14 protein-coding genes are annotated in these 20,729 nt (G+C 57.5%); 9 read left to right on the forward strand and 5 right to left on the reverse strand.

Going from position 1 to position 20,729, the window contains the following annotated elements; translation table 11 throughout:
• Nucleotides 1–24: 24 nt before the first annotated feature.
• On the reverse strand, nucleotides 25–1,557 hold the full coding sequence (locus tag IEN85_RS06730; RefSeq protein ID WP_191616317.1) for a TolC family protein: 1,533 nt from the start codon (nucleotides 1,555–1,557) through the stop codon (nucleotides 25–27).
• A gap of 321 nt (nucleotides 1,558–1,878) precedes the next feature.
• Here IEN85_RS06730 and IEN85_RS06735 point away from each other — a divergent pair, with 321 nt between their 5' ends.
• Entirely contained in the window at nucleotides 1,879–2,376 is a 498-nt protein-coding gene (locus tag IEN85_RS06735; RefSeq protein ID WP_191616318.1) for a VPDSG-CTERM sorting domain-containing protein, read from the forward strand.
• A gap of 134 nt (nucleotides 2,377–2,510) precedes the next feature.
• On the opposite strand, the gene IEN85_RS06740 is transcribed toward IEN85_RS06735, so the two are convergent.
• A complete protein-coding gene (locus IEN85_RS06740) occupies nucleotides 2,511–4,649 on the reverse strand; it encodes an alpha-glucuronidase family glycosyl hydrolase (protein WP_191616319.1) in 2,139 nt (712 codons plus the stop codon).
• Nucleotides 4,650–4,661: 12 nt separating this feature from the next.
• Nucleotides 4,662–6,155 (reverse strand): MFS transporter, encoded by a 1,494-nt coding sequence (locus tag IEN85_RS06745; RefSeq protein WP_191616320.1) that lies wholly within the window; start codon nucleotides 6,153–6,155, stop codon nucleotides 4,662–4,664.
• Nucleotides 6,156–6,451: 296 nt separating this feature from the next.
• Here IEN85_RS06745 and IEN85_RS06750 point away from each other — a divergent pair, with 296 nt between their 5' ends.
• From IEN85_RS06750 to IEN85_RS06760, 3 genes are all read left to right on the forward strand, one after another.
• Entirely contained in the window at nucleotides 6,452–8,947 is a 2,496-nt protein-coding gene (locus IEN85_RS06750) for a glycogen/starch/alpha-glucan phosphorylase (RefSeq protein WP_191616321.1), read from the forward strand.
• 280 nt (nucleotides 8,948–9,227) lie between these two features.
• Nucleotides 9,228–10,340 carry an SMP-30/gluconolactonase/LRE family protein gene (locus IEN85_RS06755; RefSeq protein ID WP_191616322.1) on the forward strand — a complete coding sequence of 371 codons (1,113 nt, stop codon included), beginning with the start codon at nucleotides 9,228–9,230 and terminating at the stop codon, nucleotides 10,338–10,340.
• A gap of 9 nt (nucleotides 10,341–10,349) precedes the next feature.
• Nucleotides 10,350–13,235, forward strand: a complete 2,886-nt coding sequence (locus IEN85_RS06760; RefSeq protein ID WP_191616323.1) for a M16 family metallopeptidase — start codon at nucleotides 10,350–10,352, stop codon at nucleotides 13,233–13,235.
• A gap of 7 nt (nucleotides 13,236–13,242) precedes the next feature.
• On the opposite strand, the gene IEN85_RS06765 is transcribed toward IEN85_RS06760, so the two are convergent.
• Nucleotides 13,243–14,748 (reverse strand): TolB family protein, encoded by a 1,506-nt coding sequence (locus tag IEN85_RS06765; protein WP_191616324.1) that lies wholly within the window; start codon nucleotides 14,746–14,748, stop codon nucleotides 13,243–13,245.
• Between the two features lie 159 nt (nucleotides 14,749–14,907).
• On the opposite strand from IEN85_RS06765, the gene IEN85_RS06770 reads away from it, so the two are divergent.
• Entirely contained in the window at nucleotides 14,908–15,432 is a 525-nt protein-coding gene (locus tag IEN85_RS06770; protein ID WP_191616325.1) for an NADPH-dependent FMN reductase, read from the forward strand.
• Nucleotides 15,433–15,485: 53 nt separating this feature from the next.
• On the opposite strand, the gene IEN85_RS06775 is transcribed toward IEN85_RS06770, so the two are convergent.
• The gene (locus IEN85_RS06775; RefSeq protein WP_191616326.1) at nucleotides 15,486–16,262 is read right to left on the reverse strand and encodes an SAM hydrolase/SAM-dependent halogenase family protein; all 777 of its coding nucleotides are present in this window, start codon (nucleotides 16,260–16,262) and stop codon (nucleotides 15,486–15,488) included.
• Between the two features lie 87 nt (nucleotides 16,263–16,349).
• Here IEN85_RS06775 and IEN85_RS06780 point away from each other — a divergent pair, with 87 nt between their 5' ends.
• From IEN85_RS06780 to IEN85_RS06795, 4 genes are all read left to right on the forward strand, one after another.
• On the forward strand, nucleotides 16,350–16,808 hold the full coding sequence (locus IEN85_RS06780) for a RidA family protein (RefSeq protein WP_191616327.1): 459 nt from the start codon (nucleotides 16,350–16,352) through the stop codon (nucleotides 16,806–16,808).
• Nucleotides 16,809–16,880: 72 nt separating this feature from the next.
• Entirely contained in the window at nucleotides 16,881–18,083 is a 1,203-nt protein-coding gene (locus IEN85_RS06785) for an aminopeptidase (protein ID WP_191616328.1), read from the forward strand.
• A gap of 33 nt (nucleotides 18,084–18,116) precedes the next feature.
• Nucleotides 18,117–19,019 carry a hypothetical protein gene (locus IEN85_RS06790; protein ID WP_191616329.1) on the forward strand — a complete coding sequence of 301 codons (903 nt, stop codon included), beginning with the start codon at nucleotides 18,117–18,119 and terminating at the stop codon, nucleotides 19,017–19,019.
• A 102-nt stretch (nucleotides 19,020–19,121) separates the two neighbouring features.
• Nucleotides 19,122–20,384, forward strand: coding sequence for an AGE family epimerase/isomerase (locus tag IEN85_RS06795; RefSeq protein ID WP_224772493.1), 1,263 nt, complete (start codon nucleotides 19,122–19,124; stop codon nucleotides 20,382–20,384).
• Nucleotides 20,385–20,729 lie beyond the last annotated feature (345 nt).

The following is a 20,729-nucleotide window of genomic DNA, read 5'->3' on the forward strand; positions in this document are numbered from 1 at the left end:
CGGGTAGTGGGAAAAGGGATACGGTTACTCTTCGGAGGTGAGGGTGTCGTTCCACTCGATGCCGTGACGATCGAGCAGGCTGCCTTCGACTCGGGCGAGGGTTATTTCGGCTTGCACGGTTGCGAGCTGGGCGTCTAGGAGGCTGAGCTTTGCTTGGTCCAAGTCTCGTTGGGTTTCCAGCAAGGTGCGGATGGTAGACAGTCCTTCCTCGTACTTGCTGGTCTCCTGCTCGTAGGTAGCCTCCTGCAGTTGCACGACGATTTTAGCGGCTGCGAGTTGCTGGCGAGAGGCGTCGAGGTCTCGCCAAGCGGAGCGCACGGAGCGAAGCAAGTCCTGCTTGATCTCGGCGAGGCGAAGTTCCTCCTGGTCGATGCGGTAGAGCGTTTGGCGAAGGTTGGACTTGGCGGCTCGGGCTCCCCACGGGAGGTTGAAACTCAGACGTAATCCCCAGTCGTCGCCGCGACGGTCGAAGGCTTCGCTGAAGGCGTCCTTTCCGCTCTCGGGGGAGAGTCCGTTGTAGGAGCTGGAGAGGCTGAGGTCGACCTGAGGGCGTTCGCTATTGCGGGCGAGGATACGGTCTTGTTCTAGCTGTTCGAGGACTTCCTCCTGAATGTCAGCGTCGAAGTTGCGTTCGATGGCGGTGTCGAGAGTCGTTTGGAAGGAGGGGGGCTCTCCCCGTGATTCCGGAAGCGGGTAAACGGAGAGCTGGGGATCGAGGGCCATGGTTTCGTCGAGCACGCCCATGGCGGCGTAGAGGGCGTCAGTCGCCTCGCGGATGGCTTGCTCGGCGCGGATGATTTGCTCTTTGCGTTGGGCGAGGTTGGCTTCAGCCTGCAAGGTTTCGATTCTGGTCGCGAGGCCGAGCCGTTCGCGTTCGCGGGCTTCTTCCAGCAGCCGCTCGGAAAGTTCTAGGTTCGATTGGCGAAGGTTGCGGCGTTGGTGTGCGTCGGAGAGTTGCCAATAAGCGTTCTCGATTTGCTGCAGCAGGTTGAGCACCGCGTTGCGAGTGCGCAAATCGGCGACTCGAGCTTGGGACTTGGCCCGGCGGACGGGGGCCAGGTTCACCTCGCTGCCGAAGTCGCGTAGCAGCGGCTGGGTGAATTCGAGAGACAGAGAAGCTCGCTCGCTGAGGGATCCGCCGACCAGTTGGCCGAGCTCGGAGTTGAAACTGGAGCCGTCGCTGCGTGACTGGCTGGCGCTGGCGGTGACCTGAGCTCCGGTTTTGATTCGTTTGGTGACGCCCAGCGAATAAGATCGGGAGTCGGAAGTGGTTTGTCGGGTGGCGCCGTTGGAGTCTTCCCAGTCGAGATCGCTTTGGCTGAGGTTGGCTCGCGAAAAGACGGAGGGGTCGAAGCTCGCTTCTTGAGCGATAACCGCCTCCTCGGCTATGTCCGGCGCGAGGGTTTGGATTCGCAGTCCGAGGTTTTGCTCGAGGGCCTTTTCGATGGCGGACCGCAGGGATAGGGGGGGCTCGCTAGACGAGTCGCCGCCCTGCGAAAAAGCTAGTGAGGGGACTGATGCTAGGATCAGCCCAGCGATGAAGTTGCGGGCATTCACGTGAGGGATAGAGAGGGATTTATTAGGCGAACGACTGACAGTACACGACGATTTACATTTGGTTGCGTAAAACTCTACCGTTTTGTCCTTATTTGCCCCCTTAAGCCGAACTTAAAAATCGGACAGTCAAATTCAGGAGATTAATGTCTATTGGGAGCTGGGAAACAGGTGAAAATTTGGGGTGCGCCTCAATATACCGCTGGAAAAGTCGATTTGACGGGAATGACCTGCACAGTTTTCCGTTTTTTAAAAAAGTCCGTTCGCTTGGCCCTTGCCTCAAGCTTGGTTTGCTCGTTCGCGAGTGTTGCGAGCGCGATCAACATGCCTTTCGTCTTGGACAACTCGACGGCGACGCTTTCGGACGTCAATCCGCAGAGCGACTTCTACAAGCTGGACGCGCCGAGCAGCGAAAGCGGTTCGGGAGCTGGCATCTTCGATTTCCTATTCGGGGTGGACAACCAGCTTGGCGAGTTCGTGCAATTGACTTGGGCCGGCAATCCGAAGCCGTTTTTGACAGGCATTGGATTGAAGGCGGGCAGTTCGGGGTCGGCCGCGGGTGGCTTGTTTGCTATGCTTTGGGACGCCAGTGACCTGCAACTTTTCAATAACTCGAGCAGCTACGACGCGATTCGCATTTACCAAGACGGGATCGTCCACAAGCGCAACGGGCAGTTCCTCGGCATTTCACATGTCACGGTGGACGGCGAGCCGGGACAAGCGGACGTGAAGGTTCCAGACTCTGGTTCGGCGTTTGCGATGTTGGGTGTAGGAATCGCAATCATCCTCGTCTTGAGGCGCCGCATGAAGGAAGGCGTATAACCACTTTTTTAGACAGTCTTGGAGGCCGTTTCCCGTTTTGGGTAACGGCCTTTTTTGTGTCTGGTGGGTCTAGGCCTATTGCTGATTGTCCATTGCGGACCGGGTGGCACCGGTCCCTCCAGACGTTTCCTAAGCTACCACTGTTCGCCGGGGTGTCCGGGGACGTGGTAGAGTTCGAAGTTCTTGTAGTGTTCGAGCGGATACTCAGGCGCGTTCACGCCAGCGGGGTAAGGACGCTGGCTGAAGGTGTGAAAGTACGCTAGGCAAGCGTCCTTGTAGAACTTGGCGTCCTCCAGCTGCCGCTTGAGCAGAGCGGCGACCCGGGCGTGGCGCTGGGCGTCGATGCTGCCTTGCAAGCTATCCCATTGCTGGCCCATCTCGGCAACGCGGTCCACGCCGCTCTGATAGGTGAGGCAAAGCTCGTTCCAAAGCGTTTTGCCGGACTTCATTTCGTAGTCCCAGTCGAGGTGGTGAAACCAAAGCAGGTACTTGTCTTCGATGCTTTCTGGCGTGCCCCACTTTTCCACTACCTCGGGAGCGTATTGGCCGAGAGCGTCGCTGCCGGTAGCGGTGCGGTCGAAGCCGATTCCGTCCTCGGAGGCGTTATGGTAGTAGGTGGAGGTCCAGTCGGGCCGTCCTTGGTCGTGCCAGGGGCCTGGGCCGTAGTGGTGGCCAGGATACATGATGTGGTGCAGGCCGAGAGGCATGGAGTAGTCGACGACGGTTTGATGGGATTCAAGCAGCATCTCTTCGATGGTGGCAACGACGTCAGGGGCGTTGCCGAATGTCATGCGAGTCCACTCGTCGGCGATTTCTTGGGAGCTGAGCTGATGGTCCCAAGCGAGGCGTCCGAAGGCGTACCAGTTGGAGGCTCCCATCGGATGCCCGGTCCAGTTGCGTTCGTTGCCGATGTTGGCGACGCCCGCAATGGCGGTGAGCTCGTGCCCGAACACGCTGCCGTCTACGACCTTTGCCACGGTCGAGCCAGCTCCGCGAGCGAAGGTGTCGGCTTCCAGCGTTTCTTCCCACATGGGAGCGAGGTAGACGAGATGGATGTCACCTCCCATGTATTCTTGGGTGATTTGGAGCTCGAGGGTGTGGGGCGTCTCGGGAGTGGCGCCAAAAAGCGGGTGAAAAGGCTCGCGGGGCATGAAGTCGATGGCCCCGTTTTTCGTTTGGATGGAAACGTTGGGCTCGAACTGTCCGTCCAGCTGCGTGAATTCGGTGTAGGCCTGCTTGTGTCGGTCTTCTTTGATTTCGAAGTCGTAGACGAAGGCCCGCCACATGACGAAACCGCCGTGAGGAGCGAGGGCGCGGGCGAGCAAGTTGGCGCCTTCGGCATGGTCGCGGCCGTAGGACTGAGGACCGGGCTGGCCTTCGGAGTTGGCCTTTACCACGAAGCCGCCAAAGTCGGGTACGTAGGTGTAGATTTCGTTTATCTTGTCGGTCCACCATTCAATGACCGCAGGGTCGAGCGGATCGGCTGTCTCGAGGCCGCCGATTTCGACGGGAGCGCTGAAACGAGCTGTCAGGTAAACTTGGATACCATAAGGGCGGAAGGTATCGGCGAGGGCTGCAACCTTTTCGAGAAATTGGGGACGCAAAACGGTGGCGTTGGAATTGACGTTGGTGAGAACGGTGCCGTTGATGCCCACGGAGGCGCAGGCTCGCGCGTAGTCGTGGTAGTACGGCTCGACGTAGTAGGGCAGGTCGAACCAATTGAAGATGGATGCGCCCGCCATGGAGCGTTCCACGGTGCGGGTGAGGTTGTCCCAGTGGTTGAGCAAGCGGTGGTCGACCTTGGGGCTCGTTTCCACGTGCAGGTTTTCGAGCGGTCGCTGTGTTTGCAATTGTCTTAGGAAAGCGAATACACCGTAGAGTACGCCTTGGTCCGTGTTGGCGGCGATGACTAGGTTTTTCTTGTGACGCGTCAGCAAGTACCCTTCTTCGCCGAGTCCGGAAAGGTCGAGCTTGAGTTTGGCGATGTGCTTGGCGTCGCCGGTGCCGACCAGCAGTGTGGCGCCGGTGCGCTTTAGCTCGCCCCCGAGGAGGCCCTCGAGTCCGCGTTCCAGTTCGGCGAGGGCGATCTTCGCGGTGTCGCTCGTGGCCACGGCCTCGATGGGGCCAATGGAGCTCCGGTAGCTTTTTGCTAGGGAAGCGTCGGCGATGGGCTCGTAACGAAGCCACAAGCGGTAACCGTCCTCTGCAAGAGCGGAGGCGGCTAGGCCGAGGCTGAAGATTAGGAGGGCAATGGGTAGGCGTATAGGTCGCATAGCGAAATGGGGTTAAGCATCTTGGGTACTGTGGCGTAGCTTGAGCTCTTCTTCCATGGTGTGGGCGACCTTTTTGGTGATCGGGTAGAAGAGCATGAAGAGCACGCCGACTCCGAAGAATCCGCCCGAGTAGAAACCGAGCAGCTTGCGGATCCCGAGCTGCACTTCCGGTTGGCTTGCAGTTTCGGGAGTGTATCCATACATGGCGAGGAGCCATCCGGCGAGCGCTCCGCCGATGCCGAGGCCAGCCTTGAGCGCGAAAACCATGCCTGCAAAAACGAAGCCGGTGGAACGACGTCCGTGTTTCCATTCTCCGTAGTCAGCGGTATCCGCGATCATGGCCCACAGGAGCGGAATGGTTGGACCGTAGGACATGCTCGTCAGCAAGGTGAGCAGGAGAATCATTGAGATATCCTCAGGGCCGATGAAAAAGTAGAGGGATTGGAACATCGCAGCGAGTGCGAGGCCAACGGTAAACACCGCTTTTTTGCCGAAGAGGCGGGCCAGCGGCTTGGCGGCAAGTACCCCGATAATGCTCACCAGGCTTCCTATCATGTTGAAGAGGCTGAATCCGACAGACGTAGGGCTTGCCTCGGGCGTGATGATCAAACCGAATAGGTCGAGTATCCAAAATCCAATACCTTGGTTTTGCAGGGCTTCGGGAGTCGCCACCAGTCCAAGGCTATCGATGAAGGCCCGCAGGGCGTCGGGGTCGAGATAATATTTCGCGTGCACGTATCCAGCATTTCCGCGCAAGGCGAGGGTGATGAATACGAAGAGTGTCATGCCGAACATGGCGAGCCAAGGGCGGTTCTTAAGGATGTCGCGGAAGTCTTGCGTGAGGTCCGGCTTTTGGTTCTTGGGTGGCTGGACGCGTTCCTTGACGCTGAAGAAGGAGATGACGAAGAAGATGATGGAGGTGACGGCCATGATCCCGATGGTCAAGGACCAGCCCTTCGCGTCGTCGCCGTCGCCCAACTTGTCGACGAGCGGCAAGGTGAAGCCTTGCACGAAGAATGCGGCTACCATGGCGGCGAAGAAGCGGTAGCTGGAAACGCTGGTGCGTTCGATGCCGTCGCTCGTCATCACTCCGTTGAGGGCCGAGTAGGGCACGTTGTTCATGGTGTAGGCCATCATGAGCACGGTGTAGGTGATGGCGGCGTACCAGAGGCGACCGCTGTCGCTCATTCCCTCAGGCACGGTGAAGGCGACCCAGAAGAGCAGGGCGAAGGGGATGGCGGACCAGAGCAGCCAAGGGCGGAACTTGCCCCAGCGGGTATTGGTGCGGTCCGCGATATAACCCATGATGGGGTCGGTGATGGCGTCGCTGAAGCGGACCAGCAAAAGCATCGTTCCCATGGCGGCGGCGCTGATTCCCATGACGTCGACGTAGAACGCAGTAGGGAAGACGATGAACATCTGGAAAATGAAGTTCGCGGAGGCGTCTCCGAGGCTGTACCCAGCTTTTTCGCGAAAGCTTAGTTTGGTCGAGGCGTTGGTACTCATAGGTTTACAGGGGTGAGCGGAAGGGGCGTTCTGGGGCGAAGTATGAACTGTCCTAGGTTTCTAGGCTTTGTGAGGGACATTGTTGTTAGCCTCTGGGGTGGGAAAGCTGAAACTCGCCACGATCCTAGCTAAGGCTGGTCTTTCTATATGGCAAATTTGCGCCGAAAAAAACGGCGCGGGGTTTGCTTTGGCGGGAGGGCTCCCTCGGGGGTCATTATTTACTATTTTGCCTTTGTGTAGTTCCCTAGAAAGGTCCTAGAAGGAGCCTTTCATTATCAACCACTTTTGAATTGAAAATGAGTACTGTTGCAAAAAAGAAGCCGGCCGCGAAAAAGGCCGCCAAGAAATCCGCAGCTTCCGCCCCGGGCGACATGAAGCAAGCGATCCTCGACCACCTCAAGTACACTCTTGCGCACAATCCGTCGGCTGCGACGAAGCGCGACTGGTGGACCTGTATTTCCCTCGCCGTGCGCGACCGGATCGTGGACAACATGATCCAGACGCAGCAAACCCACTTCCAGAAGAACGTCCGCCGCTGCTACTACCTCTCCATGGAGTACTTGATGGGCCGGATGCTGGTGAACAACATGTACAGCGCCGGCGTCTACGACGAGGCTCGCGCCGCCGTCGAGGAGCTCGGCGTGGATTGGAATGCGATCGTGGAAGAGGAGCTCGACATGGGACTGGGCAACGGTGGTCTCGGTCGACTTGCTGCCTGTTTCCTGGACTCGCTTGCGACCCTCGACTTGCCAGCGATCGGTTACGGGATCTACTACGAATTTGGCCTCTTCAAGCAGGCTTTCCAGAACGGCCACCAAATCGAGAAGCCCGACAGCTGGAAGATGTTCGGCACCCCGTGGGACATCGTTCGTCCTGAGTACACGCAGACGCTCAAGGTCTACGGACGCGTAGAAACCCAGTTCGACGAGAAGGGGGATCCGCGTCCTGTTTGGGTCGATACCAAGACCATCCAAGGCGTGCCTTACGACATTCCCATTGCCGGTTACGACACGAAGACCGTCAATTTCCTGCGTCTTTGGTCGTCGCGTTCCTCCGAGGAATTCGACTTGGACGAGTTCAACAAGGGAGACTACGTGGAGGCGATCCGCGAGAAGGCGATCGGCGAAACGATCTCGAAGGTCCTGTATCCAAACGACAAGACGGAGAACGGGAAGGAGCTGCGCCTCGTGCAGCAGTACTTCTTCGTCTCTTGCTCGCTGCACGACATCATCCGTCGCTACTTCAAGAACAACGAGAGCTGGGACGGATTTGCCGACAAGGTGGCGATCCAGCTCAACGACACGCACCCGGCTATCGGCGTTGCAGAACTCATGCGTATCTTGGTCGACGAGCATCAGCTCTCCTGGGACAAGGCTTGGGAGATCAGCACCAAAACCTTTGCCTACACCAACCACACGCTACTCCCGGAAGCGCTCGAGAAGTGGAGCGTTCCGCTCTTCGAGAAGGTCTTGCCGCGCCACCTCGAAATCATCTTCGAGATCAACCGCCGCTTGATGGAAACCATCGAAGACCGTTGGCCGGGCGACAACTGGATGAAGCGCGATCTCTCCCTCATCGAGGAAGGCCATCCCAAGATGGTGAGAATGGCTCACCTCGCGGTGGTGGGAAGCCATACGGTGAATGGCGTTGCTGCAATTCACTCAGAACTGCTCAAAACCGTGCTTTTCCCGAGCTTCAACGCCCTGTATCCAAATAAATTTACCAACATGACCAACGGTATCACGCCGCGCCGTTGGTTGTTGGCCTGCAATCCGAAGCTCTCCAAGTTGATTGACAGTAAGAAGATCCCCTCGGATTGGCCGAAGAACCTCGATGCGCTGCGTGGGCTGGAAAAATACGCTGACGACGCGGATTTCCAGGACTCGTATATGAAAATCAAATACGAGAACAAGGTCGAGCTCGCTAAGACGATCAAGGAACTGTGCCACGTAGAGGTGGATCCCAACGCCTTGTTCGACGTGCAGATCAAGCGTTTGCACGAATACAAGCGCCAGCACCTCAATCTGCTGCATATCCTCACGCTCTACCGCCGCTTGCTGCACAACCCCGATTTGGACATAGCTCCGCGCGTGTTCGTCTTCGGCGCCAAGGCCGCTCCGGGATACGAGCTGGCCAAGCGAATCATCAAGGCTATCAATTCGGTGGGCAAGGTCATCAACGCGGACGAGCGTATCAAGGGTAAGCTCAAGGTTGTCTTCCTGCCGAACTACCGCGTCTCCCTAGCGGCCAAGATCATTCCAGCCGCCGACCTTTCCGAACAGATCTCCACCGCGGGCAAGGAAGCATCCGGCACGGGCAACATGAAGTTGGCTTTGAACGGGGCCTTGACCATCGGCACGCTCGACGGAGCGAACATCGAGATCGGCGAGGAAGTGGGCGACGACAACATTTTCATCTTCGGCTTGAACGTCGACGAGGTTCAGGCGCTCGACGTGAAAGGCTACGATCCGTTCTCCTACTACCACGCCGACGAAGAACTCAAGGCGGTGGTCGATTGGATTGGTTCTAGCTACTTTACGCCGGACGAACCGGATGTGTTGAAGCCCGTTCGCGACAGCATGCTGGACGGAGGGGACCCCTTCAAGGCGTTGGCCGACTATCGCGCCTACATCGAATGCCAAGACCGCGTGGGCGAGGCATTTAAGGACAAGAAGCTCTGGGCCCGTATGGCGATCCTCAATACCGCTCGCGTTGGCAAGTTCTCTACGGACCGGACCATCGGGCAGTACGCTTCCGAGATCTGGAACCTGCCTCCGGTTGAGGTCAAGTAGCGCATCGCGCCGCTGACACTTTCCGAGCCGCCCCTCGTCCGGGGCGGCTTTTTCGTGGGTAGCGACTGGGAAAGCGGGCTTGCGCGAAAGCGGACCGGGTGGAACCGGTCCCTCCAGAGCCTGCTCAAGCGGAGGCTTCCCGCTTTGTCCTCCTTCGGTATCGGGGAAGCATCGAAGGCCTTGCAAAAGGAGGCTTGGCATGCAGGAGGTTCGGCGCATCGTTTTCACTTGTAGTTACCGAAGGCGACTCAGGTCGCTGACCGCCCCGAAATCAGACTGTATGAACCTAACTAGACGCTTTTTCGCCACGCTCGGCTTCCTCTCTCTCGCAATTGCCAGCACCTTGCCGGCCCAAGACCGCCCGGTCATTTCCCAGCAGCTCGACGGCTTCTTGACGCCTACCGCTGCAGTTTTCAGCCCGGATGGGCGCTACCTTTTCGTGGTCAACCATGCTCAGGGCGAAGCGGGCACGCTTCGCAGCCAGAGCTTCATCAGCAAGCTGGCGGTCGATGCGGACGGCAAAGTGAGCGTGAACAACATGCGATTTATCAGGAACTTAACTGCTCCGATCGATCTCGACTTTTCGCCAATCCGCTTTGGCAGCATCCCCAAGGGTGCCATTTTCTTAGCGGTCGGTACTCCGCTGGTGCAAGACGAGGCCGGACGTCCCATGCGCGATCTCGCCAGAGTTATGGTAGGGCTGATCGTGCTGGATCCAAACACGGGACGGGAAATAAAGTCGATCGACCTAGGCCCCAACAGCAGGATTCGACTCAAGGACGAGCTTTCTTTGCTTTCCCCCTCCAGCATTTGCTTCGACGACGAGGGCAACCTCTACATCGGTGAATCTGGAGTAGGCGGACACATGTTCGAGCGCAAGCAGATCGGCCGCCCGGGAATTTGGCGCATCGAAGCCGCTGAATTGGAGAACCTCCTTTCCGAGCGGGCTCCCAAGAAGGCGGAGCTGATTCGCACCACCAGTCTCCCGACGGACATGACTTTCCGCGCTAAGGAGGACATGCTCTATTTCGTAACCAACCACACCCAAGGGCGACCGAGTGGCTCTGTTTTCCGCATCAGCTCCGGACAGTACCAAGGCATCTCTTCCATGCAGACGATCGTGCGGGATTTGAGCGCCTTGACCGGGATTCAGATCATGCCGAAGGGCAGGGTCCTGTTGGCCGGCAACTCGGGAGAGCTAATGTTTCCCAAGGGCAAGCGCGACACGCGCCCCTTGCGTTTCCGTCCGCGGCACGAGTTTTCCTCTCCCGGAAAGATCGCCCTCATGGAGCTCAAGAGCGGGAACATCGTAATCGCCGTTCCAGAGCAAAGCAGTGAGGAGTCGGGAGGACGCGGCCAGCGAATCAGCATCGTAACCCTTCCTTCCGAGTAGGCTTAGAAAATGCGTGTGGGATGGGGATCTTGGCGTAGCGCGGCGGTATTCGTTTTTCTGTTACTGCAGCTGCCGTTCGCAGTCGATGCGAAGCGGGAGAAGTGGGCGCACGAATTAAGTGAGCTCACTCCGGACGAAAGCATCGTCTGGGGGCACTTGGAAAACGGGTTTCGCTACGCTCTGAAGCCGCACGACGCCAAGCCCGGCTTGGTGAGCATGCGTCTAGTAGTAAAGGTAGGCGCGTTGGACGAAGAAGAGCATGAGCAAGGCCTCTCTCACTTCATCGAACACATGGCGTTCGAGGGGACACGCAACTTCAAGCCCGGCGAGATGATCGCGTTTTTCCAGAAGCTGGGCATGGGCTACGGAGTGGACGTCAACGCCTTTACCTACCACGACAAAACGGTCTACCACTTGGAGTTGCCCCAGAACGACGAGGGCTTGGTTCGCCAAGGCTTGCAGCTGTATCGAGATTATGCGGACGGAATCCTCTTCGATGCGGAGCGAGTCGAGAATGAGCGGGAAGTCATTCTACGTGAAAAGCAGGCCCGTGACACCCCGAGCGCTCGAATTTCAGAGGCCTCGTTCCGCTTTTCCTTTTCCGGAACGGCCTTGGCGGAGCGCAGCCCGATTGGCTTGGAATCGGTGGTAAAGAATACCTCGATCGAGGAATTGAAGGCCTTCTACCGCAAGTGGTACCGTCCGGATTTGATGACCTTGGTGGTGGTGGGCGATGTCGATACGGATTCGTTCGAAAGGCAGATTGCGGAAGCGTTTGCTGACATGGAGACTCCCCGCAAGCGAGTTCCCAAGCGGAAGATCGGGCGTCTGGACCGACCGAAACCATTTCGTACCGGGCAGCTTTCAGTAGAAGGGGTCGAGCGCTACACGCTGGAAGTTTCGCGAGCTTGGATGGAGCGGGACTCCGGCGACAGTTGGGAGCAGCGAAAGGAAGACACGAAGCGCTCCTTCGCCACCTCGATTTTCAACGAGCGTTGCCGCGAGCTGATCGATGGCATGAGCGACGATTTTGCTAACTACAACCGTATCTTTGGGATTCCTTACTGCCAACTGAGCATTAGCTCAGGAGGCGAATTCTGGTGGGATGCCTTCGTTTGGATGGATCAACTGCTGCGGCAAGCTTTGGTCTATGGCTTCACTCAGCAGGAGCTGGATTACGTGAGAAAGACTTGGCTGCAATCGAGTCGCTCTGCTGCGTCGCGTTACGAGACCGCTGAGCCTCGCATGCTGGTGGACGACTTGGTGGAAAGCATCGCTAACGAACGGGTTTACATGTCCACGGATCGCTTTTCCGCTATGATGGACGCGTTTATCGAGTCGCTGACTTTGGAGGAACTGAACGCTGCGTTTCGGGAGGTTTGGGAATTGAAGCGCATGTCTTACTTTATGGCGGGCGACTTGAGCAAGTCGTTCGATGGCGTCGCTTTGAAGCGTCGATTCAAGGAAGACCGCAAGTACACCGTTTTGCCTTTCGTTCCGAGATTGCCCGAGGAATTTGAATACACGAAGTTCGGCAATCCCGGTACCATCGTCGAGTCGAGCGTGATCGAGGAAATCGGAGCCAAGACCTATCGCTTCTCCAACAACGCGAGACTGACCTTCCTGCGTACCGAAAACGAGAAGGACACGGTGCGAGCCTTGGTCAGGGTGGGAGGCGGAATGTTGGCGTTCAACGATTCCAACCCGGGGACGCATGCCTTGGCTATGGGGGCGCTTTTCCGCAGCGGTTTCGGCAACCACGACATCGAGGACGTTTACAAGGAACTTCGCTCCAACGTGAGCTCCTTCATCTTCGGGGTGGAAGATCACGACGCGTTCACTTATCGCGGCGTGGCGCCGGTGGAGGGTCTCGACGAGTTTCTGAAGATCGTATCCGAATTTCTCTGGGACCCTACGATCGACGAAAGCGCTTTCGAGGTGGCCCAGTCGAAGTTCAAGCAAAGCCGCGAACTGGAGCCGGACGGCATGAACGAAGGGTATCGAGACCTCTACCGCATGCTCTACCCCGAAGAGCCTCGTTTCCATGCTCCCTCGCTTTTGGATATCGTGAATGTACGCCGTGATGCGGCTCAGGATTGGCTGGGGAGCGCGTTGAAGGAAGGCTACTTGGAAGTGGCTGTGGTGGGAGACGTCGACGAGGCCGAACTTCTGAAGCTTTTCGGTGAAACCATCGGTTCGTTGCCGGTTCGGCGGGAGTCGAAGGCCGATTTCGCTGCAGTCCGGTCCTTGCGTACGCGCCCAAGCTCCGGCAAGCAGACCATCGAGTACCGAAACGGGATGGGCGATAGCGCGGCCTCTGTGATTGTTTGGACAATCCAGGACAAGCTCACTACGCGCGAGAGCGCAGCTCTCTACGTTTTGAGCAATGTATTTGAATCGAGAATACGTAAGCGTGTTCGGGAGGGAATGGGAGCTAGCTATTCGCCGTCGGTTCGCTATGTCACCTTTTCGGCCTACGATACGCTACGTCACATTCGGGCGGATGTGGATTGCTTGAAAAGCGATGCCGATAGCTTGCTAGACGTGGTTTTGGAAATCGGGGACCAGCTGAGTAGCGCGCCAGCAAGCGAGGAGGAGATTCGGGCTGCGGTTGCACCTCTGGAGGAAGGGCTCAAGCAAGCTTGGCAAGACAATACCTACTTGCTGGAAAACGTGCTTTATGGGGTCCAGGAGTATCCGACGATCGTGGAGCGAGCGATGCAGTACAAGGAAGGCCTGCTGTCCACTATCACGTCGGACGACATTTTGCAGGTCGCCCGTCGGTATTTGAATTCTGAAGACGCCCTCGCCGTGGCAATCGTTCCCTCCGACCCTTCGAAAATTGCCGAGGTGCCGGATTGGGACGACGCTAAGCGGGCGGGAGCAGTCAAGTAGGCAGGTCTCAGTCCAGCGGGCGACTGTTGCTGACGAAGGCGATGTGCGTGCTGTCTGGCGACCAGCTGGGCACGTTGATGCTGCCTTGCCCCCCGTACAGGTAGGCGATGGTTTTAGCGTTCCCTCCCTCGATGGACATGTGGCGGAGGTAGACTTTCTTGTAGAAGGGATGGTCGTTGGGATCGATGTCAGATGGGAAGGCGAGATAGACGAAGGATTTGCCGTCGGGCGCGACGTGCGGGAACCAATTGTTGTAGGAGTCAAAGGTCATTTGAGTCGGCTCGCTGCCGTCCGCCTTCATTCTCCAAATCTGCATGTTGCCGCTGCGCACCGAGTTGAAGAAGATATGGCGACCATCTGGAGAGAACTCCGAACCGTCGTCCAAGCTGGGTAGTTGCGTGAGGGGAGTCTCTTTTTTGCTGTCTATGTCGATGGACCAAATGTCGAACTGGCCATTGCGTTGGCCAGTGAAGATGAGGCTCTTATGGTCTGGCGACCAGCCGTGGAGAAAGGAATGGCCACGCGAGGGGTCGGTGATTTGCCGCGGCGTGTCGCTGCCTGAAACGGGGAGCGTATAGATGACCGAGGTGCCGGCTTCGCCTACATGGTGGCTGATTCCGATTTGCTTTCCGTCGAAGGAGAGGACGTGGTCGTTGTTGTTTTGGTTCGCGAATCCAGTATTCAGTTCGTTGATACTTCCGTCTTCGAGGGTGTAGGTGTAGAGCTTGCCTTCGGAATTGTAGATCAAGGTCTTGCCGTCCGGGGTCCAGTTGGGAGCTTGGATCGAGTTCGGGAAGGTGGCGAGAACCTTGCGGGAACCGGTGGCTACCTCCATGATCTCGAGTCGGCTTCCGATGTAGTCCTGATAGGGGCGAAAGTCGGGAGCGGCGGGGAGAACGATTCGCACGTTGCGAAAGCGAGCGGTTTCGGTGACCTCGGGATTGTGGGAACAGATAAAGAGCCCGACGAAGAGCTCGTCGTTCAAATCGATTTGCTTGCTGACGGACTGGTAGACCTCGCCGAAGGCTGCAGCGGAAAAAGTGAATCGATCGCCTTCGCGTTGCAGTTCAATTTCAGTGGGACCGGTCAAGGGGCTGCCGACTTCGGCGGTTGGGCCACCTTTGACTTCGCGGTACTGCAGCGAGGTGAGTCCGTCTCCGTGCACGCAGGCGTCGGCGTAGGGTGAATCCGCGTCGAGCGTGTTCCGGGCGATGATACCGATTTTTCGATGTGGATCCACGCCTTCTCCCTCGAACTCCACGGTGGCTCGAACGATGAAGTCGCCCTCCAGTTTGCGGTAGGCGAAATGGAATTCGTCTTTCTCGGCCCACATATTTTGGCCGGCCCCGGACAAGGTATAGCTTTGCGTTTCGGGGGAGTAGCTGGCGTTGCCGCTTAGCTTCGGCGCTCCGACGTCGAGGTTGTTTGCGAAGTCTCCGAGTGGGGAGGCTAGAGTGAGAGGGCTTAGGGTTGCCAAGCCGAGAGCTGCATTGATCAGGGTACGAGTTGTCATGGTGGGGTAGCGTGTTACTCTGGGGGTCTTTTCTCTATAGCAGCTAGAAGCGGAAAGACCGGCTATTGCGGCACTCTTACACAATAATTTCCAATCGCTCGCTCCTGTTCGGGGGCTGAGGGATTGACATGGCCTAGCTGGAGTGGAGAAACCTTTTCCGTGAAGGTCGCGATTGTCAGCTCCAGTTTAAATCCGAAAAGCCGCAGCCGGTTGATGGCTGAACACGCTCGACTGCTCTTGGGGAAGCGCAGCGGGGTAGAAGTCGACTTCATTGACCTGCAAGAAATGGAGTTGCCGCTCTGCGACGGTGGAGCGGCTTATGGCGACCCCTACGCAATCGAGCTGAACAAGCGCATGGAAGCGGCGGATGTTTATGTCCTCGCGTCTCCAATTTATAACTACGACGTAAACGCGTCGCTGAAGAACGCGGTGGAGCTGGCTGGTCGGAAGATGGAAAACAAGCTTGTTGGCTTTCTCTGCGCGGCGGGTGGAGCCATGAGCTACATGTCTGTTATGCCGCTTGCGAACAGCTTGATGTTGGATTTCCGGACCTTGGTATTGCCTCGCTTCGTCTATGCGGCTCCAAACGACTGGAAGGATGAGGCGATGAGCGAGAGCGTGGGTGGCCGTATTGCCCAGTTTTGCGACGCTCTGCTTGATCTTGGCGAGAGGATCAGCAGCTAGTTTTCCCGCAAGGCGACCTCTTGTTGGTGGGTGGGAGAGACGGGATGCGCTGCTTAGACGAGTTCGAAGTCCGATTCGTCTTCGAGGTTGAGCGAAACCCTGGCGCTGCCCAGATTGACGGCGATTTCTAGGAATCCGCCGGATCCGAGATAGGCGACCGGCTTGCCTTTGGGGACGCTATGGAAGGAGAGTCCGAAGGGGATCTTGTCTCCATTTTTCAATACGACGGCTTCCGGTTTGGGACTGGTACGTGTGATGCGTAAGCTGGTAATCGCGTTGCCGAACTGGTCGAAGTAGAGGGTGCTCCCTTTCATGGGAAGCTCCGTCACCTCGGGAAAATCCATTCCTTCGTGGGCGAACTTGGGCAGGGCCGTACAAAAGTTGCTGGGTGGCACTCCATTGGCCAAGAAGGCTGCGGCAGGCGCGAAGATATCGCGGCCGTGAAAGGTGTTGCTCTCGCGCACTTGGGCGTCGAAGCGATGGGGTTCGATCTCGTAGGTGCGGCACATGCCGGATTCGAGCAGGGAGAGCAGTCCATTGTCGGGCGCCACGAAATGGTAGTCGCCGTCGAAGTGGATGATTGGCTTGCGGGAGGATCCCACTCCGGGATCTACGACGCAAAGGAAGACGGTTCCGCGAGGAAAGTCGTGGTAGCACTGGGAGAGGATGAAGGCCCCTGATCGGATGTTGCCCGGCTCGACTTGGTGGGTGATGTCGATGAGCTTTGCCTCGGGGCAGAGACGCGCCAACACGGCCTTGACGGAGGCGACGTACCAGTCGCTCTCGCCGAAGTCGGTGAGGATGGCAACGATGGGAGGAGTTGGAACCATGGGCTATGAGTATCGTCGAAGATACGTTTGAAGTTTAGCCGATCGGCAGAGTTGGCGTGAGGAGGTCGTTATGCTAGAGTGCGGACTATGAGTTTCAACGTGAATATTGGGGCGCTGGCGCTGTGCTTGGCCGTCTTGGCGCCGTGGGCTTCCGGGCAAGAGGAGGAGGTCAGCTTTCGCGAGCCTCTTTTCTTTTCCGAAGTGGACAAGGAGATGCGCACGCCTCAGGCGGTGCGGGTCGGTGGCGTGGTTTTCGTCGCCGCCATGAGCTCGCCCGGCGAAACCTTGGAGCAGCAGCTGCGCACCATCTACATCAGGCTTCAGTCGGTCCTGGGCAACTACGGTTTGCGCATGCAGGACGTGGTGCAGGAACGCGTCTACCTCAAGCAGGGGAGCGACTACGAGAAGGCCAAGGCGGCGCGCTTGCTGGTCTATCGCGAGGGCGGTGGTCCGGCTTTGAGCTTGGTGGAGGTCGCCGGTTTCGAAGACGGGGAAACATTGGTTGAGATCGAGCTCGTGGCGGTCGCCAATCCGGAGGAAGGATAGAAGCGAGCCCATGCAGTTGAGCGAGCTTCGGTGACCTTGCTTTTTTCTCCGAAACACTAAGTCTCTTGCCATATGAGTTATCAGCCTTCTGAGGAGATTCTGGAAAAGTACGCGGACGTTATGATTAACTTCGCCCTCAACAGCGGAGAGGGCGTAAAGCCCGGCGAAGTCGTGCAGCTGCGAGTGCCGGAGGTCGCGAAACCCTTCTTGGTCGCCCTGCGTAGAGCGGTGCTGAAGGCGGGCGCTCACCCTTTGGTGTTTTTCACTCCGGACGACATGGCTCGCGAGTTCTTCGAATTGGCCAACGAAGAGCAGCTCAGCTTCTTCGCGGAAAAGTTTCACCGGGGCACGGTAGACCAGATCGACCACACGGTTGCGATCTTGGCGGAGACGAACAAAAAGGAGCTCGATGGCATCGACTCGAAGAAGATCATGACAGCCCAGAAGGCCCTCAAGCCGTACATGGATTGGCGGCGGGCCAAGGAGTCTGCGGGCAATTATACTTGGACCTTGGCCATGTGGGGGACCCAGCAAATGGCTGACGAGGTTGGCATGAGCCTTGAGGAGTACTGGGAGCAGATCATCGAAGCCTGCTATCTAAGGGAAGCGAAGCCGGCTGAAAAGTGGAAGGAACTCTACGAGAAGCTGTACTCCTACAAGGACAAGCTCGATGCCCTGAAGATCGAGAAGCTGCACATCGAAGCTGAAAACACCGATCTCTGGGTAAAACTGGGGGACAATCGCAAGTGGCTGGGAGGATCGGGACGCAATATCCCGAGCTTCGAGCTGTTTGTATCGCCAGATTGGCGTGGCACGGAAGGGCGTATCCAGTTTACGGAACCGCTCTACCGATACGGAGCTTTGATCGAGAAGGCGTATTTGGAATTTAAGGACGGCGTGGTGGTCAAGGCGACCGCGAGCAAGGGCGAGGACCTGCTCAAGGAAATGATCGCAGTCGAAAATGCGGACAAGGCCGGCGAGTTTTCCCTTACCGATCGCCGTTTCTCTCGCATCACCAAGTTCATGGGAGAGACGCTCTACGACGAGAATGTAGGCGGCGAGTACGGCAACACGCACATTGCGGTGGGCTCGGCCTATCGCGACTCCTATACCGGTGACCCGTCGAGCGTTTCCGAGAAGGAATGGGCGGAAATGGGCTACAACAATTCGGTGGTGCACACGGATATTGTGGCGACTTCGAACAGAACCGTAACAGCGTACTTGAAAGACGGCTCAAGTCAGGTGATATACAGGGACGGTCAATTCACCGTTTAACCCGCACCATCGCCCCCCCCTATGTACCCCGCGTTGCCAAGGAATCTGCTGCTTGTCCTGTTTGGAGTCCTCCTCGCGGGGACCTCCGTTTCCGCGAAGCGCTTCAATATTATCGTCAACGCGGAGGCGGAGGTGGAGTACATGGAGCGGGCGGAGAAGCTCGAGTACCAGACCTACCACCTCATCAAAGGCAAGTTTCACGGGGGCACGACGCGGGACCGTGGCCTGGAAACCCTCGGATTCGAAGACTTGTTCGAATCCTTGGCGGAGACTTTGAAAAAGCGTAAGATGTATCCCGAGGTGGATCGCAACTTGGGCGACTTGCTGATCATGGTTTCTTGGGGACGGACCTCCTTGGATCCGGATTGGGGGGAATTGCAGGGCATTTCCGGGGCTAGCGACATGATGAGCGCCGAGGCCATGGACGAAGCGAGCAGCGGGGGGAATCTCGTGCCCGCGGGGGGAGGCCAAAATGCCATCATGGTGCAGTCAGCTCCTACGAGCGCTGGAGCGAGCGCCGGAGGCGGCCAAAGTTTGGGTACGGGAAACAACTCCCAGCGGTCCAAGAACATGGCCCTTCTTGGCTTGCAAGGGAAGTTGAGAAGCAGGGGTCCGTTTGGCTACACGCCGGACGAGGAGCTGTGGGATGCCCTCGAGGAGGAGCGTTACTTCGTGATATTGAACGCTTTCGACTATCAGCATCTCCTGAAGGAAAAGGAGCTCAAGCAAGTTTGGCGGGTGCGGTATAACACGCGGGCCGTCGGCGTCGGTTTTGAAACGGCCTTCGAGTCGATGAATGAGGCGATAGCGGGGGTGATCGGCCTGCAAATGGACAAGATCGCTACCGTGAAAGGCGACACCAGCGGCAAGATCTCAATGGGAGAGGTCGAAATGATCGACATGAGCGAATCGGAAAAGAAAGAGCACGGAGAATAGGCTCTTGCTGGCGGTATTGCTGTGATGCGTTACTGGCTACTTATTTGTATTCTGACCTGCGGCGCTTGTCCTTCGGGCCTCGCCGGGACGAGGCAGGAAATATTGTCCGAACTGGAAGCGTCCTTCCAGCGCGACCTCGTCAACGCTTGGTATCCGCGCTCCGTGGACGAGCGGCACGGCGGATACGTGACTGGCTTCGACAACGCTTGGCAAGCAAACGAGGAGACGAACAAGTACCTCGTCGGCCAATCGCGTCACATATGGGTATTGTCGCAGCTCGCGCTTTTCGAAGGGGATACCGGCTACTCCGCGCAGGCCCGGCATGGGGTGCGGTTCTTGATCGAGCAGATGTGGGATCACGACCGCGGCGGCTTTTACGAAGCGGTTACCCAGGCAGGGGTCCCGATCGAGCGAGAAAAAAAGTCAGCTTACGGGATGTCGTTTTCGATCTATGCGCTCTCAGCCTTCCACGCGGCGACTGGAGACGAGGAAGCACTCGAATACGCTAGGAAAGCCTTTCTCTGGTTGGACCGATTCGCTTGGGACTCCGAAGCTGGAGGCTATGTCGACGATTTGTCCTTAGATGGAGACTGGACGCGAAAACGTATTGGAAATGGGGATACGTTAGCGTCTGGCTCCAAGGACTACAATTCTTCCATCCACATTCTGGAGAGCTATACGTCGCTATATACGGTTTGGCCGGACGAACATTTACGGCAGCGCTTGCAGCAAATGCTGGAGATCGTACGCGACCGCTTCGTGCAGGAGCCCGGCTATCTCCATCTCATTTTCGAGCGGGATTGGCAGCCGCTGAGTTTTCGTGACAAGGGGAGGGACGCGGTGCTCGGCAAACTGGCGTATGACCACGTTTCCTGGGGGCACGATGTGGAGACGGCTTTTCTTATGTTGGAGGCTGTGGAAGCGCTGCATGGCGAGGTGGATGCGAAAACTGCCGAAACGGCCAAGGCTTTGGTGGACCATGCATTGGCGACCGGTTGGGACGAGCGACTGGGATCCCTGTACGAAGGGGGATACTACTTCGAGGAAAGTGGCCCTTTGGAAGTGGTGATGCCCAACAAGATTTGGTGGATCGCGGCGGAGTCTCTAAACGCTTTGCTTTTGATGTCCCAGCTGTACCCGGAGGAGCCAAAGTACTGGCAAGCCTTTGCCGATCAATGGGCTTACATCAAGGAATACCAAATCGACCCCGTGAACGGGGGGTGGATGTCCGTCGGATTAGACAGCGATCCGCTCGCCGCTTCGCGAGCGAAGGCCTATCGCTGGAAAGCGAATTACCATGACGCTCGGGCTTACATGAATTGCATTCGCATGTTGCGGGGAGAGTTTCATCTGACGCGGCATTGAGCAGGGGCTAGGATCGGTACGTATCCCGTTACGATTTCTAAACGGGCTTGACATCGCGCAGTCCGGAAACCTTTTTCGCTTCAACCTTCGTCGATCTTGTCCGATGAAGGTCGAGTCAACCTCACAAGATGAAACCATCCGCAATCAAGTCCAGCAACCTTCTCAACCTCGTGCTAGTGAACGTGGTCGTGGTGGTCGTGGTCGGATGGACCGCGTCAGCGAGAGGTTGATCGAAGCAAACAGCTTTTAACGAAACAACCCCGCCGGCGCGAAACCGGCGGGGTTGTTCGTTTTCGGATGCCTTCGTCGGAATCGGTCGGTGATAAAAAAATCAAAATCAACTGA

The sequence above is a fragment of the Pelagicoccus enzymogenes genome, from assembly GCF_014803405.1.
Classification (GTDB): domain Bacteria; phylum Verrucomicrobiota; class Verrucomicrobiia; order Opitutales; family Opitutaceae; genus Pelagicoccus; species Pelagicoccus enzymogenes.

Bases quoted from the DNA above. Each gene is read 5' to 3' on its own strand.
- IEN85_RS06745 (WP_191616320.1), bottom strand. From the start codon at position 6,155: ATGAGTACCAACGCCTCGACCAAACTAAGCTTTCGCGAAAAAGCTGGG.
- IEN85_RS06780 (WP_191616327.1), top strand. From the start codon at position 16,350: ATGAGTTTCAACGTGAATATTGGGGCGCTGGCGCTGTGCTTGGCCGTC.
- IEN85_RS06740 (WP_191616319.1), bottom strand. From the start codon at position 4,649: ATGCGACCTATACGCCTACCCATTGCCCTCCTAATCTTCAGCCTCGGC.
- IEN85_RS06755 (WP_191616322.1), top strand. From the start codon at position 9,228: ATGAACCTAACTAGACGCTTTTTCGCCACGCTCGGCTTCCTCTCTCTC.
- IEN85_RS06760 (WP_191616323.1), top strand. From the start codon at position 10,350: ATGCGTGTGGGATGGGGATCTTGGCGTAGCGCGGCGGTATTCGTTTTT.
- IEN85_RS06775 (WP_191616326.1), bottom strand. From the start codon at position 16,262: ATGGTTCCAACTCCTCCCATCGTTGCCATCCTCACCGACTTCGGCGAG.
- IEN85_RS06750 (WP_191616321.1), top strand. From the start codon at position 6,452: ATGAGTACTGTTGCAAAAAAGAAGCCGGCCGCGAAAAAGGCCGCCAAG.
- IEN85_RS06765 (WP_191616324.1), bottom strand. From the start codon at position 14,748: ATGACAACTCGTACCCTGATCAATGCAGCTCTCGGCTTGGCAACCCTA.
- IEN85_RS06785 (WP_191616328.1), top strand. From the start codon at position 16,881: ATGAGTTATCAGCCTTCTGAGGAGATTCTGGAAAAGTACGCGGACGTT.
- IEN85_RS06735 (WP_191616318.1), top strand. From the start codon at position 1,879: ATGCCTTTCGTCTTGGACAACTCGACGGCGACGCTTTCGGACGTCAAT.